We start from the raw sequence: 20,889 nt of genomic DNA on the forward strand, positions 1-20,889 counted from the left end.
TTTGCTTTTCAACAAAACAGTAACCCACAAAATTAGACTTTTTGCATGATAATGGCTACATTGTAGGACAGTCAAACATCATGGGAATACTTGTACTCAGTTTCGTTGCCTTTGCCGTCATTGTGGCATTGGTTATCAATATTCGAAGGCCGCGCAAAGGACGCGGCTGGAAGGATGATTGAAATCTCATTCCCACCCTGGCGAGGCCAAGTGCGGCTGTGGCTCGACGGACCCGTGTCAGACAGTCCGAAGCCGGCTCTCAAAATCCATGTTGGATACCTGTGGCTGACAGGTTGCCATGTGGAGAGGATTCGCCAGATTGAGGGTGTGAACCCTGTGACTCCAGCCCATACGGATACCCTCCGCACCCTGCTTTCCCCTGACCGCGTCCTGACCGAGGCTGAAGATATCCTGCCGTACAGCTTTGATGGAACCGCTGCACTGAAAGTACGCCCAGGAGCCGTCGTCTTCCCGCTCACCTCGGAGGAAGTGGCCGCCTGTGTCCGCCTGGCCAGGGATGCCGGCATCGCCGTCGTCACCCGTGGCTCCGGCACCGGTCTCAGCGGCGGCAGCGTCCCCTCACCCGACTGCCTGGTCATCTGCCTGGCTCAGATGGACAAAATCCTGGAGGTGGATGAAAAAAACCTGACAATGCGTGCCCAGTGCGGTGTCATCACCAAAGAGATTGACGATACCGCCGCCAAGGTCGGCCTATTTTACCCGCCGGACCCTGGCAGCATGAAAATCAGCACCATCGGCGGCAATGTCGCCGAGAACAGCGGCGGCCTGCGCGGGCTGAAGTATGGCGTGACCCGTGATTACGTCATGGGCCTGCAGGTGGTGCTGCCAGACGGCACCCTGACCTGGCTGGGCAACAAATGCGTCAAAGACGTGGCCGGGTATTCCATGAAGGACCTCTTCATCGGCAGTGAAGGCACGCTGGGCATCATTACGGAAGTTTTGATCAAGCTCCTCCCACGCCCCCAGGCGCGCAAGACCATGCTGGCGCTCTATGACCGCATGGAGTCTGCTGCGGAGACCATCAGCGCCATCATTGCGGCCAAGATTATCCCTTGTACGCTGGAGTTCCTGGACCGCACCACGGTGCAGTGCGTGGAAGATTATGCCAAAATCGGCCTGCCTACCGACGTGGAAGCCCTGGTGCTCATGGAGACCGACGGCCATCCTGTTGTCGTCAATGAAGAAGCCGAACAAATGATGCAACTGGCCCGCCAGCATGGTGCCCGCGAAGTGCGCGCCGCAGCCGATGAAGCCGAAGGAGCGAAGCTCGCCTCCGCCCGCCGCAATGCCTTCTCCGCCCTGGCCCGCGTCATGCCCACCACCATCCTGGAGGACGTCACCGTGCCCCGGACCGAGCTGGCTCACATGGTCACCTTCATCCGGGAATGCGGCCTCCGTCATCAGCTGAAAGTCGGCACCTTCGGCCACCTTGGCGACGGCAACCTGCACCCCACCTTTCTCACCAACGAGCGTGACCACGAAGAAATGCACCGCGTTGAAATCGCCCTGGAGGAGATCGTGAATGAAACGCTCCGCCTGGGCGGCACCGTCACCGGTGAACACGGCGTCGGCCTGGCCAAAAAAGCCTTCGTCCGCCGCCAGCTTGGCGATGGCAGCTACGAGCTGATGCGTAGCATCAAGCGTGCGCTCGACCCCCAGTGCCTGCTGAATCCAGGGAAGATCTTCGATCTGTGAGCCGCATCGTCATCACCGCCGCCGAGACCGCTTGCGCCCTGGGGGATACCTTGGAAGCCAGCCTCGCCACCTGGCAGGCGGGCCGCAGCGGCCTGACGCTGGAGGATGGCCTGCTGGCCGGCCGCATCGCCGACCGCAGCGTGCTCAAAGGCCGCCGTTATGCCGCCGCCAGCAACCTCTCCGTCCACGTCGCCCGCCGTGCCATCGCCCAGGCCGGATGGACACCTGAGCAAACGCGCGACTGCTGGCTCTTCGCCGCCAGCAGCCGGGGCAATGCGGGCGAGCTGCTCGGCAGCCACCCCTGGCGCCGCCCCTCCCGCCGCTTCAGCGCCAGCAACACCCTGCATAGTGAGATCGCCGCCGCCATCAGCATCGAGCTCGGCATTCGCGGCCCCTGGCAGATGATCTCCAACGGCTGCTCCGCCGGTCTCGATGCCCTCGGTTTCGCCTGGATGGCTCTGAAGGCCGGCCTCACCCCGCGTGTCCTCGTCGTCGCTGTGGACCTGCCGCTTTACCCCGAGCTGCTGCGCGATTTCCGCGATACCCGCCTGCTCTCCAAAACAAACCTCAATGATCCCCTCTCCCCCGCCACCAGCGGCTTTCATCCCGGGGAGGCCTGCGTCGCCCTCACCCTGGAAACCGACGGCAACGGCCCCACCGTTGCCCAATACGCCGCCAATAGCGACGCCTACGATTCCCTCGTCATCCCGGAGGATGGCGCGCCCCTGGCCGCCCTGCTCGCCCAGTTTGAAAAACCCGACCTCATCTGCCCCCACGCCACTGGCACGCCCAATCACGCGCTGGCCGAGGTCAATGCTCTGCGCGCCACTTATGACCCGATCCCGCCGCTGCTTCTGCTGAAGCCCCTCACCGGCCACACCCTCGGTGCCAGCGGCCTCCTCGACATCGCCCTCCTCTCCGGCGCTCTCCGAAAAGGCCCCCTCCCCGCCAATTTCCCCTCCCTCACCTGCCCCGCCGGCCTCTCGTTGCAAATCCCACCTCAGCCGAAAAGCATCCTCAAAATTGCCTCAGGCATGGGCGGCCATAATGCCGCCATTTTGCTTCACGCTTAAAGTGCCGTGCGTTTCCGCACCCGGCATAATTCGTCATTCGTCATTCGCCATTCGCCATTCGCCATTCGCCATTCGCCATTCGCCCTCCCCAATTTCCATTGACGCTCCCCCCAGTCTGCATTCATCTCAACACGTGACTCAACCGCCCGACAAACTCCGCCAGCTCCTGGATGCCGCCGGGGTGGAGCGCTGCCTGGATGACATGGCCGCCGCCATTGACGCCCGTTGGAAAAACGAGGCCCGCATTGCCCTCGTCGGTGTTTATCGCCGGGGGGTGCCCTTTGCCCGTGCTCTCGCTGACCGTCTCCGTGCCCGGGGCCGCGAGGTGGATTTTGGCAAGATTGACATCACCCAATACCGCGATGACCTCCAGACGATGACCGTACTGCCCAAGCTGGAAGGATCGGAACTGAATTTTGACATCGAGGACGCCGTCGTCATCCTTTGCGATGAAGTCATCTACACCGCCCGCACCTCCCGCGCCGCCCTGGAGGAGCTGCTGGACTTCGGCCGGCCGCGCTGCGTCCAGTTTGCCGTGCTGGTGGACCGCGCCGGACGCGAGCTTCCCCTCCAGCCGGATTACGCCGGGATCCGCGTGGACCTTCCACCTGATGAGCGCGTCAGCGTGCGGTTCACTGACGGAGACGGCCGTGACGAAGTATTTGTTAGACCCTGGCCACAGAAAACCGCATGAGCATCACCCCACGCAAAGACCTCCTCGACATCGCCTCCCTCACGACTGAGGAAATCGAGTTCGTCCTGGCCAATGCCGTGCCCTTCAAGGACCTCTTCAAACGGAGCGTCAAAAAGGTCCCCACACTGAAGGGCCAGACCGTGCTCACCCTTTTTTACGAGCCCAGCACCCGCACCCGCTCCTCCTTCGAAGTCGCAGCCAACCGCCTCTCCGCCGACGTCACCCACTTTGACATCGAGTCCTCCAGCGTGGTCAAAGGCGAGTCCATCCTGGACACCGTGGAAACGCTGGAATCCATGCGCGTGGACTACATCGTGGTGCGACACAAGCAGGCCGGCATCCCCAACCTCATCGCCAAAAACACACGCGCCAGCGTCATCAATGCCGGCGATGGCTGGCATGCTCACCCCACCCAGGCCCTGCTGGATGCCTTCACACTTAAAGAGCAGATCAAGGACCTTCGTGGCGCCCGCGCCCTCATCGTCGGGGATCTCCAGCACAGCCGCGTGGCCCGCAGCACCAGCCTCATCTTCCGCCGCCTCGGCATGGACGTCGCCTACCTCGCCCCAGGTTCCATGATGCCGCGCGAGACCCCGCCGGAGGTAAAACTCTTTGGCAACTGGACCGATGCGCTCGATTGGAAACCGGACGTCATCTACCTCCTCCGTGTGCAGAGCGAGCGCATGGACGAGCCCTTCTTCCCCAGCGCCGCCGAGTATCACAAAAATTACGGCCTAACCGATGATCGCGTCAAAATCCTGCGCGACCGCGGCCTCTGGCTCATGCACCCCGGCCCCGTCAATCGCGGCGTCGAGATCACCGACCTCGGCATGAACTACGAAAAGAGCCTCATCAACCAGCAGGTGGAAAACGGCATCGCCGTCCGCATGAGCGTCCTCTACTGGCTGAAGCCGGGTGCTGAGGTTTAACATCAGCTGGATTCCGCACTGCGGCCTTAAGCTTCTTTTACTAGAACTATGGACCTCAGTCGGCCATGCAATATGCTTGGTTTTCAAGTAATTAACGTCTCCCCGTGGGTGAGAACACGGAATGTGAAATTAAATTTAATTTAGCACATCCAAGCGTCCGCACACTCCCGATGACACATCGAACTCAAGGTGTTCGCGCATTTCGTTCAAACAAAATTCGCGATTCCCGGGGTTTTTCAAAAAGCACGATTCTATGCCCGGCCCCCGCCTGGCGCAGAACAACTACATACAACCCAAGACCATGATCAAGAAAACACTCTGCACTCTCACCTGCTCACTGCTCGCCGTTGCAGCTTATGCAGGCACCACCCCCGTCTATTCAGGCAAGGCAACACAGCCCACTGTGGACCCAATCTCCCCTGTTTTGATCTCCTATGACAACGTCTCCCTCGGCTACCTCTACCGCTCCGCTGATTTCCTCGGCTCGGATGTGGACGGCCACGGTGCGGCGCTGAACCTGGAAGTCTCTCCAGTGGACCACCTCTACCTCACCCTTGGCGGTTCCTGGACATCCCTGGACATCCTGGGTCTGGATCTGGATTACTGGCATGGCAAGGCAGGCATCGGCGGTTACATCCCCCTGTCTGAAAACATCCACTTCGTCCTCGAAGGCGGCGCCAGCTACTACAACGTCAACCTGGGCAACTTTGATGTGGGCACGGATGACTGGGGCATCTATGCCATGCCGCATCTGCGCATGAAATTTGGCGCGTTTGAGACCCACATCGGCGGCACCTATGACAGCAATGAGCTGGCCATGTCCCGCTACACCGCCTTCGCCCGCCTGCTGTATGAAATCACGCCTTCCCTGGACGTTTACGCCAGCGTGAACCGCGGTTTCCGTCATAACTCGGACTTCAACACCGCCTGGGGCGTCCAGGCCGGTCTGCGCTTCAAGTTCTAATTCTGATCCAGGCCGGCAGCCTCTTCTCTGCCGGTCCGGCTGTTGATGGTCGATTCGCGTGCACAGTCTCCGGGCTGTGCACGCTCTTTTTTGTCCAGGTGCCAGACGCAAAACCGACGCGCATTGCGATCCTTCATGCACCCGTCGTTCTTATGAGAGCCATCTGGAAAGGAACCATCAGCTTTGGGCTTGTGTCCATCCCCGTCTCGTTATACCCCGCCATCCGCCGCGAAGACCTCAGCTTTCGCCTCTTGCGCGGCTCGGACCTCAGCCCGGTAAATTACAAACGCGTGGCTGAAAAGGACGGCAAGGAAGTTCCCTGGGACAAGATCGTCAAAGGTTATGAATACGAAAAGGGCAAGTTCGTCGTGCTCAAGGATGAGGATTTCGCCCGCGTGGATGTCGAGGCCACCCAGACCGTGGACATCATCAACTTCGTCTCCCTGCAGGAGGTCAATCCCCTGCTGTTCTACAAGCCTTATCATCTCGAAGTCGCCAAGGGCGGCGGCAAAGCCTACATTTTGTTACGCGATGCCCTGGAAAAGAGCGGCAAGATCGCCATCGCACGCGTGGTCATCAAGACCCGCCAGCACCTCGCCGCCATCAAGCCCCAGGCCAAAAACCTCATGCTGGAGCTGATGCACTTCCCCGACGAACTGCGCGACATGTCCGAGCTCAAAGCCCCCGAAGGTGCCGCCCCCGCCAAGGCTGAAATCAACATGGCCGGCAAGCTCATTGACAGCATGACCACCCCTTGGGATCCAGAGGCCTATAAAGACGAATATCGCGAAGCACTGGAAGACATGATCGAGGACAAGGTGGCTCATGGCGAAAGCAAACCGGTGAAAGCCGTGCGGACCAAACGCCCTTCCAACGTCATTGACCTGGTGGCCGTGCTGCAGGAAAGCCTGAAAAAATCCGGTGCCAAAACCTCCTCCGCCTCCGCCAAAACCAAATCTTCCACCAAGGCCGCCAAAAAAACCGCCCCGGCCAAAAAGGCCTCCTCCGCGAAAAAAACCAGTGCCGCCAAAAAGACCAAAAGCCGGAAGAAAGCGGCATAAGCCCAGGCCATGTCGCTGAAGGACTACCACAAGAAGCGCAACTTAAAGGTCACCGCTGAACCCGATGGCCGCAAGAAGACCGTACGCAGTCCCGGCACCCGCCGCTTTGTCATCCAGAAGCACGCTGCCTCCCGCCTGCACTATGACTTCCGCCTGGAGCTGGGCGGCACGCTAAAATCCTGGGCCGTGCCCAAAGGCATCCCCTTTGCCAAAGGCGAAAAACGTCTCGCCGTGGAGGTGGAAGACCACCCCGTTTCATACATTGATTTTGAAGGCCCCATTCCCAAAGGCCAGTATGGCGGCGGCACCGTCATGGTCTGGGATGCAGGCACCTATGAAACCCCGTCCAAAGCCCCACTGAAGGAGCTGGCCGGCGGAAAAATCCATGTCCATCTCAGCGGCAGCAAGCTGCAAGGGGAATGGTACCTCGTCCGCCTGCGCGATGAAAAACAGTGGCTCCTGATACGCGGTGGCGATGACATGAAACCCGTCACCAAAAAGCTGGACGATACCTCCGCCCTTTCCGGCCGGAACATGAAGCAGCTCGCCACGGCACCGCCTTGGAACAGCAACCGCCCCGCCTCCGCCACCCTGCCTGCTGCCAAAAAAACGGCGAAGACTGCGAAAACACCCAGAGCCAAAAAGGCCAAAAAAACCGCCGGCAAAACCCCCGTCTTCGTCGAACCCATGAAGGCCAAACTCGTTTCCTCTCCGCCCACGGATGACGGCTGGATCTATGAGATCAAGTTCGACGGCTTCCGATCCCTGGCCATCATCCATGGCAGCGGCGTACGCCTCATCTCCCGCACGGAAAAGGACATGACCGCCAAGTTCCCGGAGGTCACCGAAGCTCTGCAAAAACTCGATCTCCCTTCCTGCATCCTCGATGGCGAAATCGTCGCCCTGGATGACAAAGGCCGCTCCTCCTTTCAGATGCTTCAGGCCTATGAGCTCGGCCAGGAGCAGCCCCCTCTGTGCTTCTACGCCTTTGATCTGCTCACGCTGAAGGGCCGTGACCAAATGAAACTCCCCCTTTTGGAAAGGAAGGAGCGTCTGCAAGAGCTGCTGCCACCTTCCGATGTCATCCGTTATTCCGCCTCCCTGGAAGGCGATGGCGAAACCCTGCTCAAACAGGTGGCCAAACTCCGCCTCGAAGGCCTCATCGGCAAGCGAGCGGACTCCGCCTATGAATCCGGCCGCCGCAGCGGCCACTGGATCAAGCTCAAGCTCGTCGCCGAACAAGAAGTGGTGATCGGCGGTTATACCGCCCCAGGCGGCAGCCGCAAGCACTTCGGCGCCCTCATCGTCGGCGTCTATGCGGATGGCAAACTCCAGTCCGTGGGCAAGGTGGGCACCGGTTTTAATGCCAAGCTTTTGCGCGAACTCCACGACCGCTTTCAGCCCCTGGTGCAGACCCAGTGCCCCTTTGCCAACTTGCCTGCGGACAGCAGCGGCCGCTGGGGCCAGGGCATCACCCGTGCCGAAATGAAAAACTGCACCTGGCTCAAGCCCACGCTCGTCTGCCAGGTCAAGTTCGCCGAATGGACCCGCGACCTCCGCCTGCGCCAGCCGGTCTTCCTGGGCCTCCGCGAAGACAAAAAAGCCCGCCACGTCGTGCGCGAAACACCTGCTGACCCATGAAGAAAAAAACCCTGCTCGAAGTGGATGGCGTTGAGGTTCCGGTCAGCAGCCTGGACAAGGTCATGTATCCTAAAACCGGCTTCACCAAAGGCGATGTCATTCATTATTATATCCAGATCGCCGGGCACATGCTGCCCCATTTAAAGGACCGGGCCCTCAGCCTGAAACGGTATCCTGACGGCGTGGACGGTTTCTTCTTTTATGAAAAGCAATGCCCCGACCACGCCCCGGACTGGGTCAAGACCACCCGCGTGCCCAAGACCGATGGCAGCATCGATTACTGCGTCGCAGATGCCCTCCCCACCCTCGTCTGGCTGGCCCAGCTCGCCAACCTGGAGTTCCATAGTTTCCTGCATCGCGCCAAAGCTCCCAAGCGCCCCACCGTCCTCGCCTTCGACCTCGATCCCGGCCCGCCCGCCGATATCCTCACCTGCTGCAAAGTCGGCCTGATGCTCAAAGACCTCTTCGATGCCCTCGGCCTGCAGAGCTTCCCCAAAACCTCCGGCTCCAAGGGCATGCAGGTTTATGTGCCGCTGAACACGCCGGTCACCTATGACCGCACCAAGGCCTTTGCCCAGGCCGTCGCCCAGGCTCTTGAAGCCCAATGCCCCGATCTGGTGGTTTCCAAAATGCTGAAGAAACTCCGCGATGGCAAAGTGTTTGTGGACTGGAGCCAGAACGACGACCACAAAACCACCGTCAATGTCTATTCCCTCCGCGCCAAGGAAACGCCCACCGTCTCCACACCGGTGACGTGGGAGGAGGTCGCTTCGGCACTCAAAAGAAAGAAGCCTCTCTCGTTTGAGCCCAAGGAGGTCTTCAAGCGCCTGAAAAAGCATGGGGACCTTTTCGCCCCCGTGCTGACGCTTAAACAGAAGCTGCCTCCCATCCGCTCACTGGCCTGAGCAAGATTAGGCTCAACCCGTCACTTTTTCAGTCGCAGGCACGTTTGAGGGCACGGTTTCAGGAGCCGCACGGCCCCATAAAATAAACCACATGAGGAGTCCCAGCATGATGACCAGCGCGATGGCCAGCACCAGGCATCCGCCACGGTTGCGACCGCTCCTGAGCACAGGTTCGGATTCGGTTTCAGTGTATTTGTCCATGATGTTGTAGGATGCAGGGTTTCTTTGGGAAGACACACGTCAAACCACCGGAGGCCAGTTTGCCCCCGAGTTCCGCGATGCATCACGGTCATCGGGAACAAGTCCGGGCCTCATATGGCCCGGTGACGGCTGATGGCGAACGTGTTCATGACGGACAGGGTTCGCAACAAGCCACCCCTTTGGACCTCACCCACCCCGCAGATCCCGAATATCAGGCAGGAAGCAATCAGACATTTCCAGCCCCTATCCTGCCCAGTTCAGCTCAAGCCTGATGTCCCCACGCAAAAAGGCTGCCTGTGTAACAGACAGCCTTTGAGAGGGTTGGAAATCCGGACAACGAGCCTGGAAAACTTAGATCGTCGGGGGGGGCGCGCCTTCGGCGGCCTTAGGCAGCGTGAAGCGGAAGCGGATTTTGCCACGTTTGGCGGCTGCACGGGCCTTGCGCTTGGTGCGCTCTTTGGGATTCTCATGAGCGCGCAGGCGGCGCATTTCTTCGAGGATGCCTTCCATCTCGAGCTTGGTTTTAAGACGCTTGAGAGCGCGGTCAACAGGCTCACCTTTGCGGATTTGGACTTCGGGCATACGTGTTCAGAGAAATGGTTTTGAAAAGGGGTGGCGAGTCTATGGGCTGAGAGCCGTTCGTCAAATGGAAAAGATACACCCCGACGAGGTTTCCAGGGCCTGTGCAGGAAAATACACCCGGACCCAGAACCAAAACAGCACGCCTGTCGGCGCAAAACCACGCCTTTCTGGACTCTGTACCGAGGGTGTGCCAGATCCCTGGGGCCAGCAAACCTTAGGTCGGGGGGCTTCTTAGAAGCTCGACAGATCGCGGCCTCTGCGATAGGATTCCGTTGTTCAAGAAGTGATCCCATCTGCTGTCGCCATGAACACGCCGCTTCCCCCTTGGAGAATCAAACTGATACGAACGGTTCTTGGCCTGCCAGCCCTGGCGGTGGGCATCCTTCTGGCCTGGGCGGGTTATTTTCATCAGATGGAGGATCATGAAAAAGTGGCCTCCTGGGTGAAGACACCCTGCCGGATCCTGTCCTGGGGCGTGAATGTCAGCCAGAGCTCTTTTGGGCTCAAGGTGCAGCCGGTCATGAGTTTTGAATATGCCTATGGAGGCAAGACATATCGCTCATCCAACTATGATGAGGCCACGGACTGGCTGGTGGATCTCCGGGACTTCGAGGCGGAGGGGCATGCGGCACGACGTGGCCCTGCTTATTGTTATGTCAACCCTGACAAGCCTGCGGAGGCATCGTTTCGTGCGGCGCGTCTGTGGTTTCCGTTTTCATTGATCGGTGGCGGGGCCGCCCTGGCGCTGGCAGCCATGGTCTTCCTCATTCTCACTTATATTCCCCGTCGTATCCGCCCGTATGACAGGGACGGCATGCAAGGCCGTGTGGGCAGGCGTGTGCTGGGGGGCATGGCCCTGTTCCTGATTGGCCTGGGGGTCTATCAATTGTGGCAGTTCAACCTGGTGGACAAGGTGTATGCGCAGGTGGTGCGGTCACAGCTCATCCGGGTGCCTGCGCGGGTGGAGGGCACGGGCATCGTGGAGGAGCGCGGCAGCGGGCGGCACTACAACCGCAGGTATCAGAAGGCGCATCTGGTGTATTCCTATGAGCACGGCGGCCGCCGCTGGCACTCGGACCGCTGGTACTTCGATGCCCGCCGGCTGGATGTGGGCTCCAAAGAAACCACCCGCGCCATGCTGGCCAGGTATCCTGCCGGGTTGGAGATGGGCATCTGGATCCTGCCAGACAAGCCCTGGTATTCCACCCTGGATCCCGGTCTCCGATGGGACTTTTTGTGGCTGATTTTGCCCGTGGGTTTCATCAGCGGCGGCCTCTGGCTGCTGGGTGACATCCGGCGGAGACGGTGAGGGGGGGTGAGGATGAAATCCCGCTTTCATTTCAGCCTGCCGAGCCAGCAGTCCAGCCTGCGGCGCTCGTGCGTACCTTCGTCAAGGGTGAGGACATCCATCCCCGGCAGGTAGCAGATGTAAAACGGGGACCGTTTTCACCTCAATGTCAGTCTCTCGAGTACCGGAAGGGAAGGCCCATCCAGGTGGCGGCTTGGTGGGCGTAATGGGCGGGCCAGGTGGAAATGCCGATGGGGCCTATGCTCACATGCGTGCCATCATGCAGTTCGGCGACGACCATGCTCCGGGGCGGTGTACCGCCACAACTCCGGGTGGAAAAACCGCGCACCTGTTCAGCAGGCAGGCGCTTTCCTTGATAGCGGATCTCGCCTGGGATGCCGTTGGCGGGGTCGCCGCGATCAAACACGACCATCCAGCGTCCGCGCTTCATGGTCAGCCAGGGGATCCAGGCAAAAAAGCCCGCCACGAACAGCATCAGCACGCCGAACGCCTTTTCTCCGAGCGTGTTGGGTGTTTCGGGAAAGAAGATGGACCAGCTCAGATAACCCGCCGTCCCCACAATCCCGAGCGTGACAACCGAGGCGGTGAGCATGGATCCGCTGCTCTCCCGGATGTACAAGCACCGGCTGTCCGTGGCCACCTGGTACTCCCACTCGGATTTCCAGGTGAGGTGGCTCAAGTCGGGCGCGGGCGTGGTGGGAGTCGCGTCTGCCATTGTGGTCTCCCGCCGCGGCGGGCCTCCGTTGCATCACATTTGGTTATTCTGAATTCTGCACACCCGTGCAGAGACAGCATTCGATATGCCACGAAAGGGAAGGTTTTGGCAAGATTGAAGTGGGGAGGGACTCATGGTAGGGCCGCGCTGCGTTGCGGGGTCAAGGGGACCTCGACTGGTGCGGTGCCTCCAAGAAAACAAGTCGGACGAGGCGCAGCTCGTCCCTACCCAGGGGGCAATCACGTATCAAAATGAAGCTGACTATCCCCACCTGGAAGGGTATTGAAACCGCCAGAACATGCCACGCCATTACCATTATGTAGGCCCCTTGCAATTCATCCCGAAAGCGGATGACATGCCAGTGCGGTTTCGGGTGACTCAAGCCGCAGATGTTCAAAATTGGCAGACGGTGACTGCGCCGGAAAAAGAAATGGATGGCAGCTATGCAGCGACTTTCATCGTTGATTCGGACGGGCATCTCTGGATTGCGGACCGGCGCTCTGAGCATGTTGCCTGCGCGAGGGCGGCGGCGGTGCTTGCGGCCGGGGAGATGTTCTTTGAGATCAGCAAGAAGCAAGTATGCATCCTCCGCGTGACGAACCAGTCCACAGGCTACTGTCCTGAGCCCGCCTCATGGGAAGCTGTCGCTTGCGCGCTCAAGCACACAGACATCCCTCATCCAGCGGCCTATGAAGACCCTTTTGAATTCCGCTTCTGCATCCCCTGCCGGAACATCTGCCTGATTAAGGACGAGGACTTCACGTGTCCTCTTTGCGAGGCTCCCCTCCCTGAGATTTGGAATTTGGAAGAGGCTTGGGGCACCGTTGACCAACAGGGCTAGTCTGCTACGAATGCCATTGATTATCAGCACATTGTAGATACAAGAGTCTGCATAATTCCTGGCAGATTATCTTTTCAAGAAGCCCCGGCAGGCTGAGTTTGCAAGGCTGACTTATCCAGGTTTCAAAGCCAGGACCGCCGTCTCACGATGAAAAAGAATGCTGGATTTTGGGTGTACCGGGAGTTTGTTTCTGGATGAGCACGATGGCCTTCCCTGAGACGCTATTCTCGCTGCCTGTGGCTGAGCGGATTGCCCTGGCTGACCGGCTGTATGCCAGTGTGCCTGAAGACTGGCAGCGCTCAACCGATGAGGCGTGGCTGGCCGAGGCTGAACGCCGTTCTGCTGAGATGGAGGCGGATCCCAGTCTGGAGTTGTCCTATGAGGAGTTTATGGCCGGCATTCAACGTCCCAAGCGACTCCTATGAGGCTGAGTTTCCACGTCCGGGTGCAAGCTGAAGTGAATGAAGCCGTGGCGTGGTATGAGGAGCAGAAGGACCCACTATGGCCTTGGAGATGACTGCTGTTCCAGGGCCAGTGAGCGAGGATGCAATCCCGCTTTCATTTCAGCCTGCCGAGCCAGTAGTCCGGCCTGCGGCGCTCGTGCATGACCGCATAGATGGTGAGGATATCCTGTCCCGGCAGGTAGTAGATGCGGAAGGGGAAACGTTTCAGCCGGAATACCCGGACTCCGTCTCCCACAGGCTGATAGCGTTTGGGGTCGTTGCAAATGGCCTGGATGGCTGACTCCACTTCGGTGATGAAGCGCTCAGCGGCCTGAAGGCTGCGGTCTCGATACCATTCTGCCGCTTCCTGGTACTCCAGCAGGGCGGCCTCATTGAAGTCCCAATTCATGAGCCGCCGAGGACGGCCCTGCGCACTTGCTTCAGAGCTTCTGGACCGGACACGCGGACCGTTTCGCCGGAGCGATCCCTGGCGATGCGCCGGTGAACCTCCACAAGCTGCGCCTCTTCAATCGCGGCGTCACCAGGCACACTGGCCACTAGACGCTCCGCCGCTTCCAGGCGGTCTTCCAGAGGCCAGGTCATGGCTTCGGTCAGCAGGGAATCCATGGTGAGTGCGGAGGGCATGATAAAAGGCAGCGGTTGTAGGTGGCTGGGCTTGTCCAAATAAGATGCTCCAGGAGGGTGATTTTGCAACGGCTAGTCTTATTCTGGATGCAGACGGCCACGCATGATCCCCAGTACGTCTTTGGCCTCGTGGAGGTTCATTTCGCCGCGCTCGACTGCATCAATGCGGCCTCCCATCTCCGGCGCCAGACGTGCCTCCCAGGTGGCATCGCAGGAGCTGACAATCAGGTCATCCAGGAGGGTGGCCTGCTCGGACTCAGGCAACTGGAAAAAAGCTTGGCGGAGGGCGGCGGCGGACATGCTGGGAATTGTAACGACTCTGGAAGGAGGTGGCAAGTCTGGGGTTCACGCGGGCCGGGGTGTCTCGCCCTGACAGGGCTCTTTGAGTGTGGGTTGGGTTGCCTGGGTACCCCAGGGCGATGCCCTGGGCTTGGTTGTCTCGCCCCTTTGGGGCTGGGAGGACTGACGAGGATTCGCGCACAAGAAAGTTGTGTGAGGCGTCTCTGGAAGCCGTTGGTTGTCAGTAATTTAGCCGGATCTTTTTACATTTTGCCTGGCATCTTTTTTCTACTTTTTTCTTGGCATCTTTTTTCTTTTTCTCGGTGCTGATGGCGGGTGACGATGTGCGGATTGGAGTGCTCATGACACCGCCACTATAACAAACGCCCTTTTACCCAGGAAATACCGCTGGAACCCTTGATTTATCAGGCTTCATGTCGCCTGACTCCGTTTTCCTGGCTGACAATTTATTTCTTGTAACGAAAAATGGTGAGTCTATAAAATATTTAGATCTCACCATGAACAAAAAAATCTGATTATTATTTAACTACATGCGTGCCATTTTCATTTTGTCTTTGTTATTAAACTTGCATACTCTAGATGCAGCAGAATTAGAGGGTAAGTTTGTTTTATCAGTGAAGCCGTTTCATGACGACGCATACGATGCCATTGAATTCTTACCCGACGGCAATTGTATTCTGCACAACAAGGACACCGGAGTGGCAGGCTCATTCAAACTGTATTCGGAAGAACGATTGATGATTGAGCAACGCTCATTTGTGAATGAGGCTAAGATTTTCAAGATGCGTTTGACGGACAACTTATTAATATTAGATCAAGGCGATGATAAGCGGGAGCTAAGGTACATCAAGATACCTAAAGGCCCGCACCCTTCCTCGACAGATTTGGTGGGCACGACCAAATACTCAGTGACCTATAAAACACATCAATTGGAGAATGTGGCACACTTATCAGCTGACTTTACTTACTCCCTTAAAATGAGAGTTTTATGGCCAGAGAATCAAACATACTTAGAATTTACCGAAGAAGGAACTTGGAAGTGCTCGAACGGAATTGTCACGTATCGAGTCAATAAAACAAACTCTCCATGGTTAAACCATTATTATCGGGAATTATACCTAAAGGCAGGCCCTCAGGGCTTAACATTTTTAGACGCCATCAAAGAAGCGATAGCTGTAGCGCCTGCCGTTACAACTATGGAATTGCCAGCCGCGCCATCAGGTTACACATTAATCAAACCAAAAGAGTAATTTGGTCTATTTTTCAGGACACGCGCTTCCAAGAACAGCCCTGCGCACGTGGTTCAGGCTTCCGGGGCGTGCATGCGAGCGGTTCGACCCGCACTATCATCAGCAATACGCCGTTGAACTTCCTCAAGCTAGGCTTCGGAGGTGATGCGGGTCTTGAAATGGATTGGCCAGAATGAGTTGTTGCGATGACATGGACTGCTCCAGGACCTCGTAGAGCCAGTGCCACTGCCCTGCCGCGAGAGCGGCATTATGCAGGCGCAGCCATGCCGCAGAGCCTGAGGAACGAAGGATAATTCATGGAGGCTTCAAAGACGACGCGAGGGTTGGGCCAGCGCTTCACCAGCGTGGCGAAGTCGTGGGGTGAATGATGTTCGATGCGGCCTTTGCCGAGGTCGGTTCCAGCCGCATCAACGGCGTGCCAGACGCTGTATTTTTTGTGGTAGTCAATGCCGATGAAGGTGGCGACATCGGTGCTGATGGCGGGTGGCGATGTGTGGATTGGAGTGCTCATGACACCGCCAATATAACAAACGCCCTTTTACCCAGGAAATACCGCTGGAACCCTTGATTTATCAGGCTTCATGTCGCCTGACCCCGTTTTCCCAGTTTATTTCCATTTTCCCTGACAGTAGTTTTCATACGACCTAATCGCTTCGGGATGACCCTGATCCGCAGCTAACTTAACCCAGTTAGCTGCTAAATTTAGATCTTTGGCAACTCCTTCACCCTTCCCATAGCACCCGCCAAGATAATATTGGGCAGAAGCATTACCCTGTTCAGCGGCTTTGCGATACCAAAAAACCGCTTCAATATAATCAGGTTCACCCAATGTTCCGATATAACAATTTAGGCCCACAATAAATTGGGCAATTTGATCATTCTGTTTAGCCGCCTCCCGATACCAGCGAAGAGATTCTATAGGGTCCCGAGGAACACCCTCCCCCTTGTTGTAGCAATAGCCAAGTTTGTGTTGGGCAGTAATGTCTCCATTCTCCGCAGCTTTGCGAAACCAGGCGATAGCGTGCAGAATATTTTTTTCAACGCCCTCTCCATTTTGATAAGAAATGCCAACGTTAAATTGTGCAGTAGGATCCCCCTGTTCTGCTGCTTTTTGATACCATTTAAACGCCTCAAAGTCATTCTGCTCAACGCCCTCTCCATTTGCGTAACAACTTCCCAAATTAAATTGTGCAATCGCCTCGCCCGATTCAGCGGCTTTTCGATACCAGTTGATCGCTTGAATTGAATTTTTAGGTCCAATTAAGCCGTCGCGATAATAGGTTGCTAGGTTGTTCTGAGCAGCAGGATGCCCCTGCTCGGCCGCCTTTCGATACCACCAAAATGCCTCCGCTACATCCAATGAGACCCCCATGCCTTCATGATAGCATTCTCCTAAAAAATATTGCGCTTCAGCGAGGTTTTGGTCTGCTGCACGATGATACCACTTTACTGCTTCTGTTTCGTTTTGTACTACTCCATCGCCTGTTGCGAAACATAACCCTAAATTGAATTGCGCTGCCGCAATTCCTCTTTTGGCATCTTTTTCGTAGGCGCTATAAGATAGAGTATTCATACATTGACCCGCACCCACAGAAGGCGCTCATTGCCCATATATCATAGAGTCGCTAATGTAGTTTCCTTCTGCGAAAGAAATTATTTAAATCCTGGGTTGAACGTGGAAGTTAGCCCATTTCCTTCACTTGCTTTTTCTTTTAAATCCACCGCTAGCCGTTTTTGTGTTGAAATGTTTGTCATCATTTTTACGGCAGAAAGTCCGGACGGCTTCGATGGCTCGTTTTGCGAAGTCTAAGGCGATACCAATAGAAGGTGCACCTTGATTGAGTTGAACATCAGGGTAATCAAAATCTTTTCCGCTATAATGTTCGCTCAGCACATTAAACTGCTCCAGGTTTTTGTCTGATGTCAATGATGGCAAACCTTCTGTTATACAAGCTTCGTGCAGGCGAGCAAGATCATGGCCGTATCTTCCTCCGTGCTTCTTTCGGATATCTTCAATAGTCTTGCCTGCGGCTCGCAAGTAACCCTTCAACGATAATTCAATTGCCCGACAGGCATTCGCGTAGACAGCAGGGCGACAAACCCCTTTGTAATCTGGAATATACTTTAGTAGCTCTCGATGGTCGTCGGTGGCCTTGAACAGCAAAGCACAGTTATAAAAACATTCGGCACTGTTCAAAAAAGACAGAGACGTGTTTTTATCAAATACTGGTGGCTCAGAGTGCATCCCAAAGCAGAGAATAAGGTTACTGACAAGCCTCACAAGTCCCGCCGTTGCGCATGGCTTCGAGGGAACAAGCCTGGATCTGCTCTTCGGTGTAGGAGGCGGCTTTAGCCGTTGAATCCTGGCCGACGATGCCGCGCATTTCCTTTTTCACTTCGACATCGGCTTTTTCGATGTTGGAGGCGGAGCGGGTGCGGAGGTAGTAGGTGGTTTTGAGGCCTTTGCGCCAGGCACCGCGATACATGTGGGAGAGGGTGCGCATGTCGCTTTCGCCACAGAAGAGGTTCACAGATTGGGACTGGTCGATCCACTTCTGGCGGCGGGCAGCGGAATCAATGAGCCAGCTCCAGTCAATGCTGAAGGCGGTGGCGTAGCGGCGCTTGAGGTCCACGGGGATCTCTTCAATGCCTTCGATCTCGCCGTCCATGTACTTCAGCTTGTTCTGGATGTCGGGGGTCCAGAGGCCGCGTTTTTTGAGGTCGCGGATGAGGTAGGGGTTCAGGAGCATGAAGTCGCCGGAGAGGTTGGACTTCACGAGCATGTTGCTCATGAGGGGCTCGATGCAGGGGCTGGAGCCCATGATGTTGGAAATCGTGGCCGTGGGGGCGATGGCGAGGACGTTGCTGTTACGCATGCCGTGCTTGGCGATCTTGGCGCGCAGGGCGCTCCAGTCCATCTTGCCGCCACGGGGCACATCAATTTCCAAACCGCGCTCCTGGGCGAGGAGGTCCACGGTGTCCTGGGGGAGGAGGCCGCGGTCCCACTTGCTGCCTTTGTAGGTGGAGTAGGTGCCTTTTTCGGCGGCGACATCACTGCTGGCCTCATAGGCGTAATAGGCGACGGCTTCCATGAATTCGTCATTGAACTCGACGGCTTCTTTGGAGGCGAAGGCGATGCCTTTCCGGTAGAGGGCGTACTGCAGGCCCATGACGCCGAGGCCGATGGGGCGGTGGCGGGTGTTGGACAGGCGGGCGGCCTCGGTGGGGTAGAAGTTGATGTCAATGACGTTATCCAGCATGCGCACGGCGGTGCGGATGGTCTCGCGCAGCTTGGTGTGGTCAATGTTGCCGGCATCGTCCAGGTGGTTGTCAATGAGGACGGAGCCGAGGTTGCAGACGGCGGTTTCATCGGCGCTGGTGTTCAGCGTGATCTCGGTGCAGAGGTTGCTGCTGTGGATGACGCCGACGTGGTCCTGCGGGCTGCGGACGTTGCAAGGATCCTTGAAGGTGATCCAGGGGTGGCCGGTCTCGAAGATGGACTTGAGCATCTTTTTCCAGAGGTCCAGCGCCTCGACCTCGCGGCCGAAGATTTTGCCGGCCTTGGCGAGGGCTTCGTATTCGGTGTAGCGTTTTTCGAAGGCGGAGCCGTAGAGCTCGTGGAGGTCTGAGACTTCGTTGGCGCGGAAGAGGGTCCAGGTGCCGCGGGACTCCATGCGCTTCATGAAGAGATCGGGAATCCAGTTGGCGGTGTTGAGGTCGTGGGTGCGGCGGCGTTCGTCGCCGGTGTTCACGCGGAGCTGGAGGAAGTCCTCAATGTCGTTATGCCACACTTCCAGGTAGGCGCAGCCGGAGCCGCGACGTTTGCCGCCCTGGTTGACGGCGATGAGCTGGTCATTGTGGAGCTTGAGGAAGGGAATGACGCCCTGGCTTTCACCATTGGTGCCTTTGATGTAACCGCCGGTGCCGCGCACGCTGGTCCAGGAGCCGCCGAGGCCGCCGGCCCATTTGGACAGGAAGGCGTTTTCCGCGATGCCTCGGATCATGATGGACTCGATGCTGTCATCCACTTTGTAGAGGTAGCAGGAGCTGAGCTGGCTGTGCAGGGTGCCGCTATTAAAGAGGGTAGGCGTGCTGGAGCAGAAACGGCGGCCTTTGTACAACTTGTACAGGGCGATGATTTTATCCTCGGGGTTTTCCTTTTCCTGAATGCAGAGGCCCATGGCGACGCGCATCCAGAAGAGCTGAGGTGCCTCCAGCCGCTTGCTGGGCTTGATCTTCTTGTCCACGATCAAATAACGGTCGTAGAGGGTCTGGATGCCGAGGAAGTCGAAGTCGAGATCGGCGGTGGGCTCCAGGGCCTCGGCGAGTTTGTCGAGGTCGTACTCAAGCAGGCGGGGGCTGATGCGATCAATCTCCACGCCACGGGCGAGGTTGCGGCGGAAGGCGCGGCGATGGAAGTCGCGAAGGGCCTCAATGCCGTCTTTGACGATGTCCCAGCCGAGGACTTCCTCATAAATGTAGCTGAGGCGGATGCGGGCGGCGAACTTGGCAAAGTCCGCGTCCTTTTGCATCAGGGTCTTGGCATTGAGGATGACGGTCTGCTTCAGGTGCTCCAGCGTGATGTCGGAATTCAGCGAGCGGCGGAGCTCCATCTCGATCTCGTTGCGGGTGAGGCAGAGGTCCAGACCGAGCATGGCGAAATCGATGCGCTTTTTGAGGTCCTGACCGTCCCAGAAGAAGGTCTCGGTAGGGCTGGAGCGGACGACGATGAGGGCCTGCTGGTCGTGGTCGGCCTGGCTGAGGGTCTCGGCGACTTCATCATCCAGCTCGCGCATTTTGGAGCGGAGGGCACGGTACTGGATGTAGGCGCGGGCGACTTTGAAGAAGCCCTGTTTCATGAGCTCTTCCTCGACGATGTTCTGCACGTCCTCGATGTGCATGAACTGCTTGTTTTCCTCGGCCACAAAGCGGCTGACGGATTCGGCCACCTGGACGGCAGGGGATGAATCCATCTCCATGGAGAGGAAGGCTTTGCGCACGGCGATCTCGATCTTGTTATGGTTCCAAGGGACGAGCTGGCCGCTGCGGCGGATGACTTTGGTGCTCACGATGAGGGGCTGCGGCAGGTTGTTATCGGCAAGGCTATCGTATTCCGTACGTTTGCGGCGCTCGGCAAGACTGCGGGCGACGTCGTGGGCATTGTGGCGGACGAGGGCGCGCTCGATGCAATGGTAGATGTCCTTGCCGCTGAGGATGCCGGTGGCATCGCCGCTGCCGGAGATCTGGGAGGTGCGCTGCTGAAGCTCATCGGCCACGGCGCGGGAGATGGTCTGGACGAGCTGCTGGTTCTTCTCGTTGTAGATGTCGCTCTCCTTTTGGCGGGCCATGAAGAGATCCGCCAAGGCGGAGCCAACGGTATCGGCGATCTCACCCATGTCGAAATCGCGCTCGTCGCCGCCGACGTGGACCTTGATGGCGGAGGCGGCGGTGGAATCGGCGATACCGGCGGTCCACGCACTCCATTCGAAGCGCGGCTTTTGGTCTTTGGGGGTGTGGGCAACCCTTTTGAGTTCCTTGTCTTCGTGGAGCAGGTTCTTGATCATGGCGGGAGCGGGAGTGGAATTAATTAACGGAAGCGAGGCAATGGAGCGGATGGAAA

At 57.7% G+C, this 20,889-nt stretch carries 22 protein-coding genes; 12 read left to right on the forward strand and 10 right to left on the reverse strand.

What is annotated here, in order from left to right; all coding sequences use genetic code 11:
* The first annotated feature begins 336 nt into the window (after nucleotides 1-336).
* The 8 genes from WJU23_RS09930 (at nucleotide 337) to ligD (WJU23_RS09965) (ending at nucleotide 8,983) form a co-directional block, all read left to right on the forward strand.
* The gene (locus WJU23_RS09930) at nucleotides 337-1,716 is read left to right on the forward strand and encodes an FAD-linked oxidase C-terminal domain-containing protein (protein ID WP_346332402.1); all 1,380 of its coding nucleotides are present in this window, start codon (nucleotides 337-339) and stop codon (nucleotides 1,714-1,716) included.
* A complete protein-coding gene (locus WJU23_RS09935; protein WP_346332403.1) occupies nucleotides 1,713-2,789 on the forward strand; it encodes a beta-ketoacyl synthase N-terminal-like domain-containing protein in 1,077 nt (358 codons plus the stop codon). The genes WJU23_RS09930 and WJU23_RS09935 overlap by 4 nt, the downstream gene beginning before the upstream one ends.
* A 133-nt stretch (nucleotides 2,790-2,922) precedes the next feature.
* Nucleotides 2,923-3,483, forward strand: a complete 561-nt coding sequence (pyrR, locus tag WJU23_RS09940; RefSeq protein WP_346332404.1) for a bifunctional pyr operon transcriptional regulator/uracil phosphoribosyltransferase PyrR — start codon at nucleotides 2,923-2,925, stop codon at nucleotides 3,481-3,483.
* The gene (locus WJU23_RS09945; protein ID WP_346332405.1) at nucleotides 3,480-4,412 is read left to right on the forward strand and encodes an aspartate carbamoyltransferase catalytic subunit; all 933 of its coding nucleotides are present in this window, start codon (nucleotides 3,480-3,482) and stop codon (nucleotides 4,410-4,412) included. Before pyrR ends, WJU23_RS09945 begins: the two co-directional genes overlap by 4 nt.
* Nucleotides 4,413-4,665: 253 nt before the next feature.
* The gene (locus tag WJU23_RS09950) at nucleotides 4,666-5,376 is read left to right on the forward strand and encodes a hypothetical protein (protein ID WP_346332406.1); all 711 of its coding nucleotides are present in this window, start codon (nucleotides 4,666-4,668) and stop codon (nucleotides 5,374-5,376) included.
* A 152-nt stretch (nucleotides 5,377-5,528) separates the two neighbouring features.
* Entirely contained in the window at nucleotides 5,529-6,437 is a 909-nt protein-coding gene (locus WJU23_RS09955; RefSeq protein ID WP_346332407.1) for a Ku protein, read from the forward strand.
* Between the two features lie 9 nt (nucleotides 6,438-6,446).
* Nucleotides 6,447-8,078, forward strand: coding sequence for a non-homologous end-joining DNA ligase (ligD, locus tag WJU23_RS09960; RefSeq protein WP_346332408.1), 1,632 nt, complete (start codon nucleotides 6,447-6,449; stop codon nucleotides 8,076-8,078).
* Nucleotides 8,075-8,983, forward strand: a complete 909-nt coding sequence (gene ligD, locus WJU23_RS09965; protein WP_346332409.1) for a non-homologous end-joining DNA ligase — start codon at nucleotides 8,075-8,077, stop codon at nucleotides 8,981-8,983. Before ligD (WJU23_RS09960) ends, ligD (WJU23_RS09965) begins: the two co-directional genes overlap by 4 nt.
* 12 nt (nucleotides 8,984-8,995) lie before the next feature.
* Here ligD (WJU23_RS09965) and WJU23_RS09970 read toward each other — a convergent pair whose 3' ends face one another.
* Entirely contained in the window at nucleotides 8,996-9,184 is a 189-nt protein-coding gene (locus WJU23_RS09970) for a hypothetical protein (protein WP_346332410.1), read from the reverse strand.
* Nucleotides 9,185-9,535: 351 nt separating this feature from the next.
* Nucleotides 9,536-9,766 carry a 30S ribosomal protein S21 gene (gene rpsU, locus WJU23_RS09975; protein ID WP_346332411.1) on the reverse strand — a complete coding sequence of 77 codons (231 nt, stop codon included), beginning with the start codon at nucleotides 9,764-9,766 and terminating at the stop codon, nucleotides 9,536-9,538.
* Between the two features lie 304 nt (nucleotides 9,767-10,070).
* On the opposite strand from rpsU, the gene WJU23_RS09980 reads away from it, so the two are divergent.
* Nucleotides 10,071-11,075, forward strand: coding sequence for a DUF3592 domain-containing protein (locus WJU23_RS09980; protein ID WP_346332412.1), 1,005 nt, complete (start codon nucleotides 10,071-10,073; stop codon nucleotides 11,073-11,075).
* A 148-nt stretch (nucleotides 11,076-11,223) separates the two neighbouring features.
* On the opposite strand, the gene WJU23_RS09985 is transcribed toward WJU23_RS09980, so the two are convergent.
* On the reverse strand, nucleotides 11,224-11,790 hold the full coding sequence (locus WJU23_RS09985; protein ID WP_346332413.1) for a hypothetical protein: 567 nt from the start codon (nucleotides 11,788-11,790) through the stop codon (nucleotides 11,224-11,226).
* A gap of 298 nt (nucleotides 11,791-12,088) precedes the next feature.
* Here WJU23_RS09985 and WJU23_RS09990 point away from each other — a divergent pair, with 298 nt between their 5' ends.
* Both WJU23_RS09990 and WJU23_RS09995 read left to right on the forward strand, forming a co-directional pair.
* Entirely contained in the window at nucleotides 12,089-12,631 is a 543-nt protein-coding gene (locus WJU23_RS09990) for a hypothetical protein (protein ID WP_346332414.1), read from the forward strand.
* A gap of 194 nt (nucleotides 12,632-12,825) precedes the next feature.
* Entirely contained in the window at nucleotides 12,826-13,056 is a 231-nt protein-coding gene (locus WJU23_RS09995; protein ID WP_346332415.1) for an addiction module protein, read from the forward strand.
* A gap of 133 nt (nucleotides 13,057-13,189) precedes the next feature.
* Here WJU23_RS09995 and WJU23_RS10000 read toward each other — a convergent pair whose 3' ends face one another.
* The 3 genes from WJU23_RS10000 to WJU23_RS10010 form a co-directional block, all read right to left on the reverse strand.
* Entirely contained in the window at nucleotides 13,190-13,483 is a 294-nt protein-coding gene (locus WJU23_RS10000; RefSeq protein WP_346332416.1) for a type II toxin-antitoxin system RelE/ParE family toxin, read from the reverse strand.
* Nucleotides 13,480-13,719, reverse strand: a complete 240-nt coding sequence (locus WJU23_RS10005; protein WP_346332417.1) for an addiction module protein — start codon at nucleotides 13,717-13,719, stop codon at nucleotides 13,480-13,482. Before WJU23_RS10005 ends, WJU23_RS10000 begins: the two co-directional genes overlap by 4 nt.
* 78 nt (nucleotides 13,720-13,797) lie before the next feature.
* Complete coding sequence (locus WJU23_RS10010) at nucleotides 13,798-14,019, reverse strand: hypothetical protein (protein WP_346332418.1); 222 nt, start codon at nucleotides 14,017-14,019, stop codon at nucleotides 13,798-13,800.
* 530 nt (nucleotides 14,020-14,549) lie between these two features.
* On the opposite strand from WJU23_RS10010, the gene WJU23_RS10015 reads away from it, so the two are divergent.
* A complete protein-coding gene (locus tag WJU23_RS10015; protein ID WP_346332419.1) occupies nucleotides 14,550-15,269 on the forward strand; it encodes a hypothetical protein in 720 nt (239 codons plus the stop codon).
* Between the two features lie 247 nt (nucleotides 15,270-15,516).
* Here WJU23_RS10015 and WJU23_RS10020 read toward each other — a convergent pair whose 3' ends face one another.
* From WJU23_RS10020 to WJU23_RS10035, 4 genes are all read right to left on the reverse strand, one after another.
* The gene (locus tag WJU23_RS10020; protein ID WP_346332420.1) at nucleotides 15,517-15,780 is read right to left on the reverse strand and encodes a hypothetical protein; all 264 of its coding nucleotides are present in this window, start codon (nucleotides 15,778-15,780) and stop codon (nucleotides 15,517-15,519) included.
* 96 nt (nucleotides 15,781-15,876) lie between these two features.
* Entirely contained in the window at nucleotides 15,877-16,842 is a 966-nt protein-coding gene (locus WJU23_RS10025) for a hypothetical protein (RefSeq protein ID WP_346332421.1), read from the reverse strand.
* 123 nt (nucleotides 16,843-16,965) lie between these two features.
* Nucleotides 16,966-17,514, reverse strand: a complete 549-nt coding sequence (locus tag WJU23_RS10030; RefSeq protein ID WP_346332422.1) for a hypothetical protein — start codon at nucleotides 17,512-17,514, stop codon at nucleotides 16,966-16,968.
* A gap of 19 nt (nucleotides 17,515-17,533) precedes the next feature.
* Nucleotides 17,534-20,833, reverse strand: a complete 3,300-nt coding sequence (locus WJU23_RS10035) for a ribonucleoside-diphosphate reductase subunit alpha (protein WP_346332423.1) — start codon at nucleotides 20,831-20,833, stop codon at nucleotides 17,534-17,536.
* Between the last annotated feature and the right edge of the window lie 56 nt (nucleotides 20,834-20,889).

Source organism: Prosthecobacter sp. SYSU 5D2 (genome assembly GCF_039655865.1).
Lineage (GTDB): Bacteria > Verrucomicrobiota > Verrucomicrobiia > Verrucomicrobiales > Verrucomicrobiaceae > Prosthecobacter.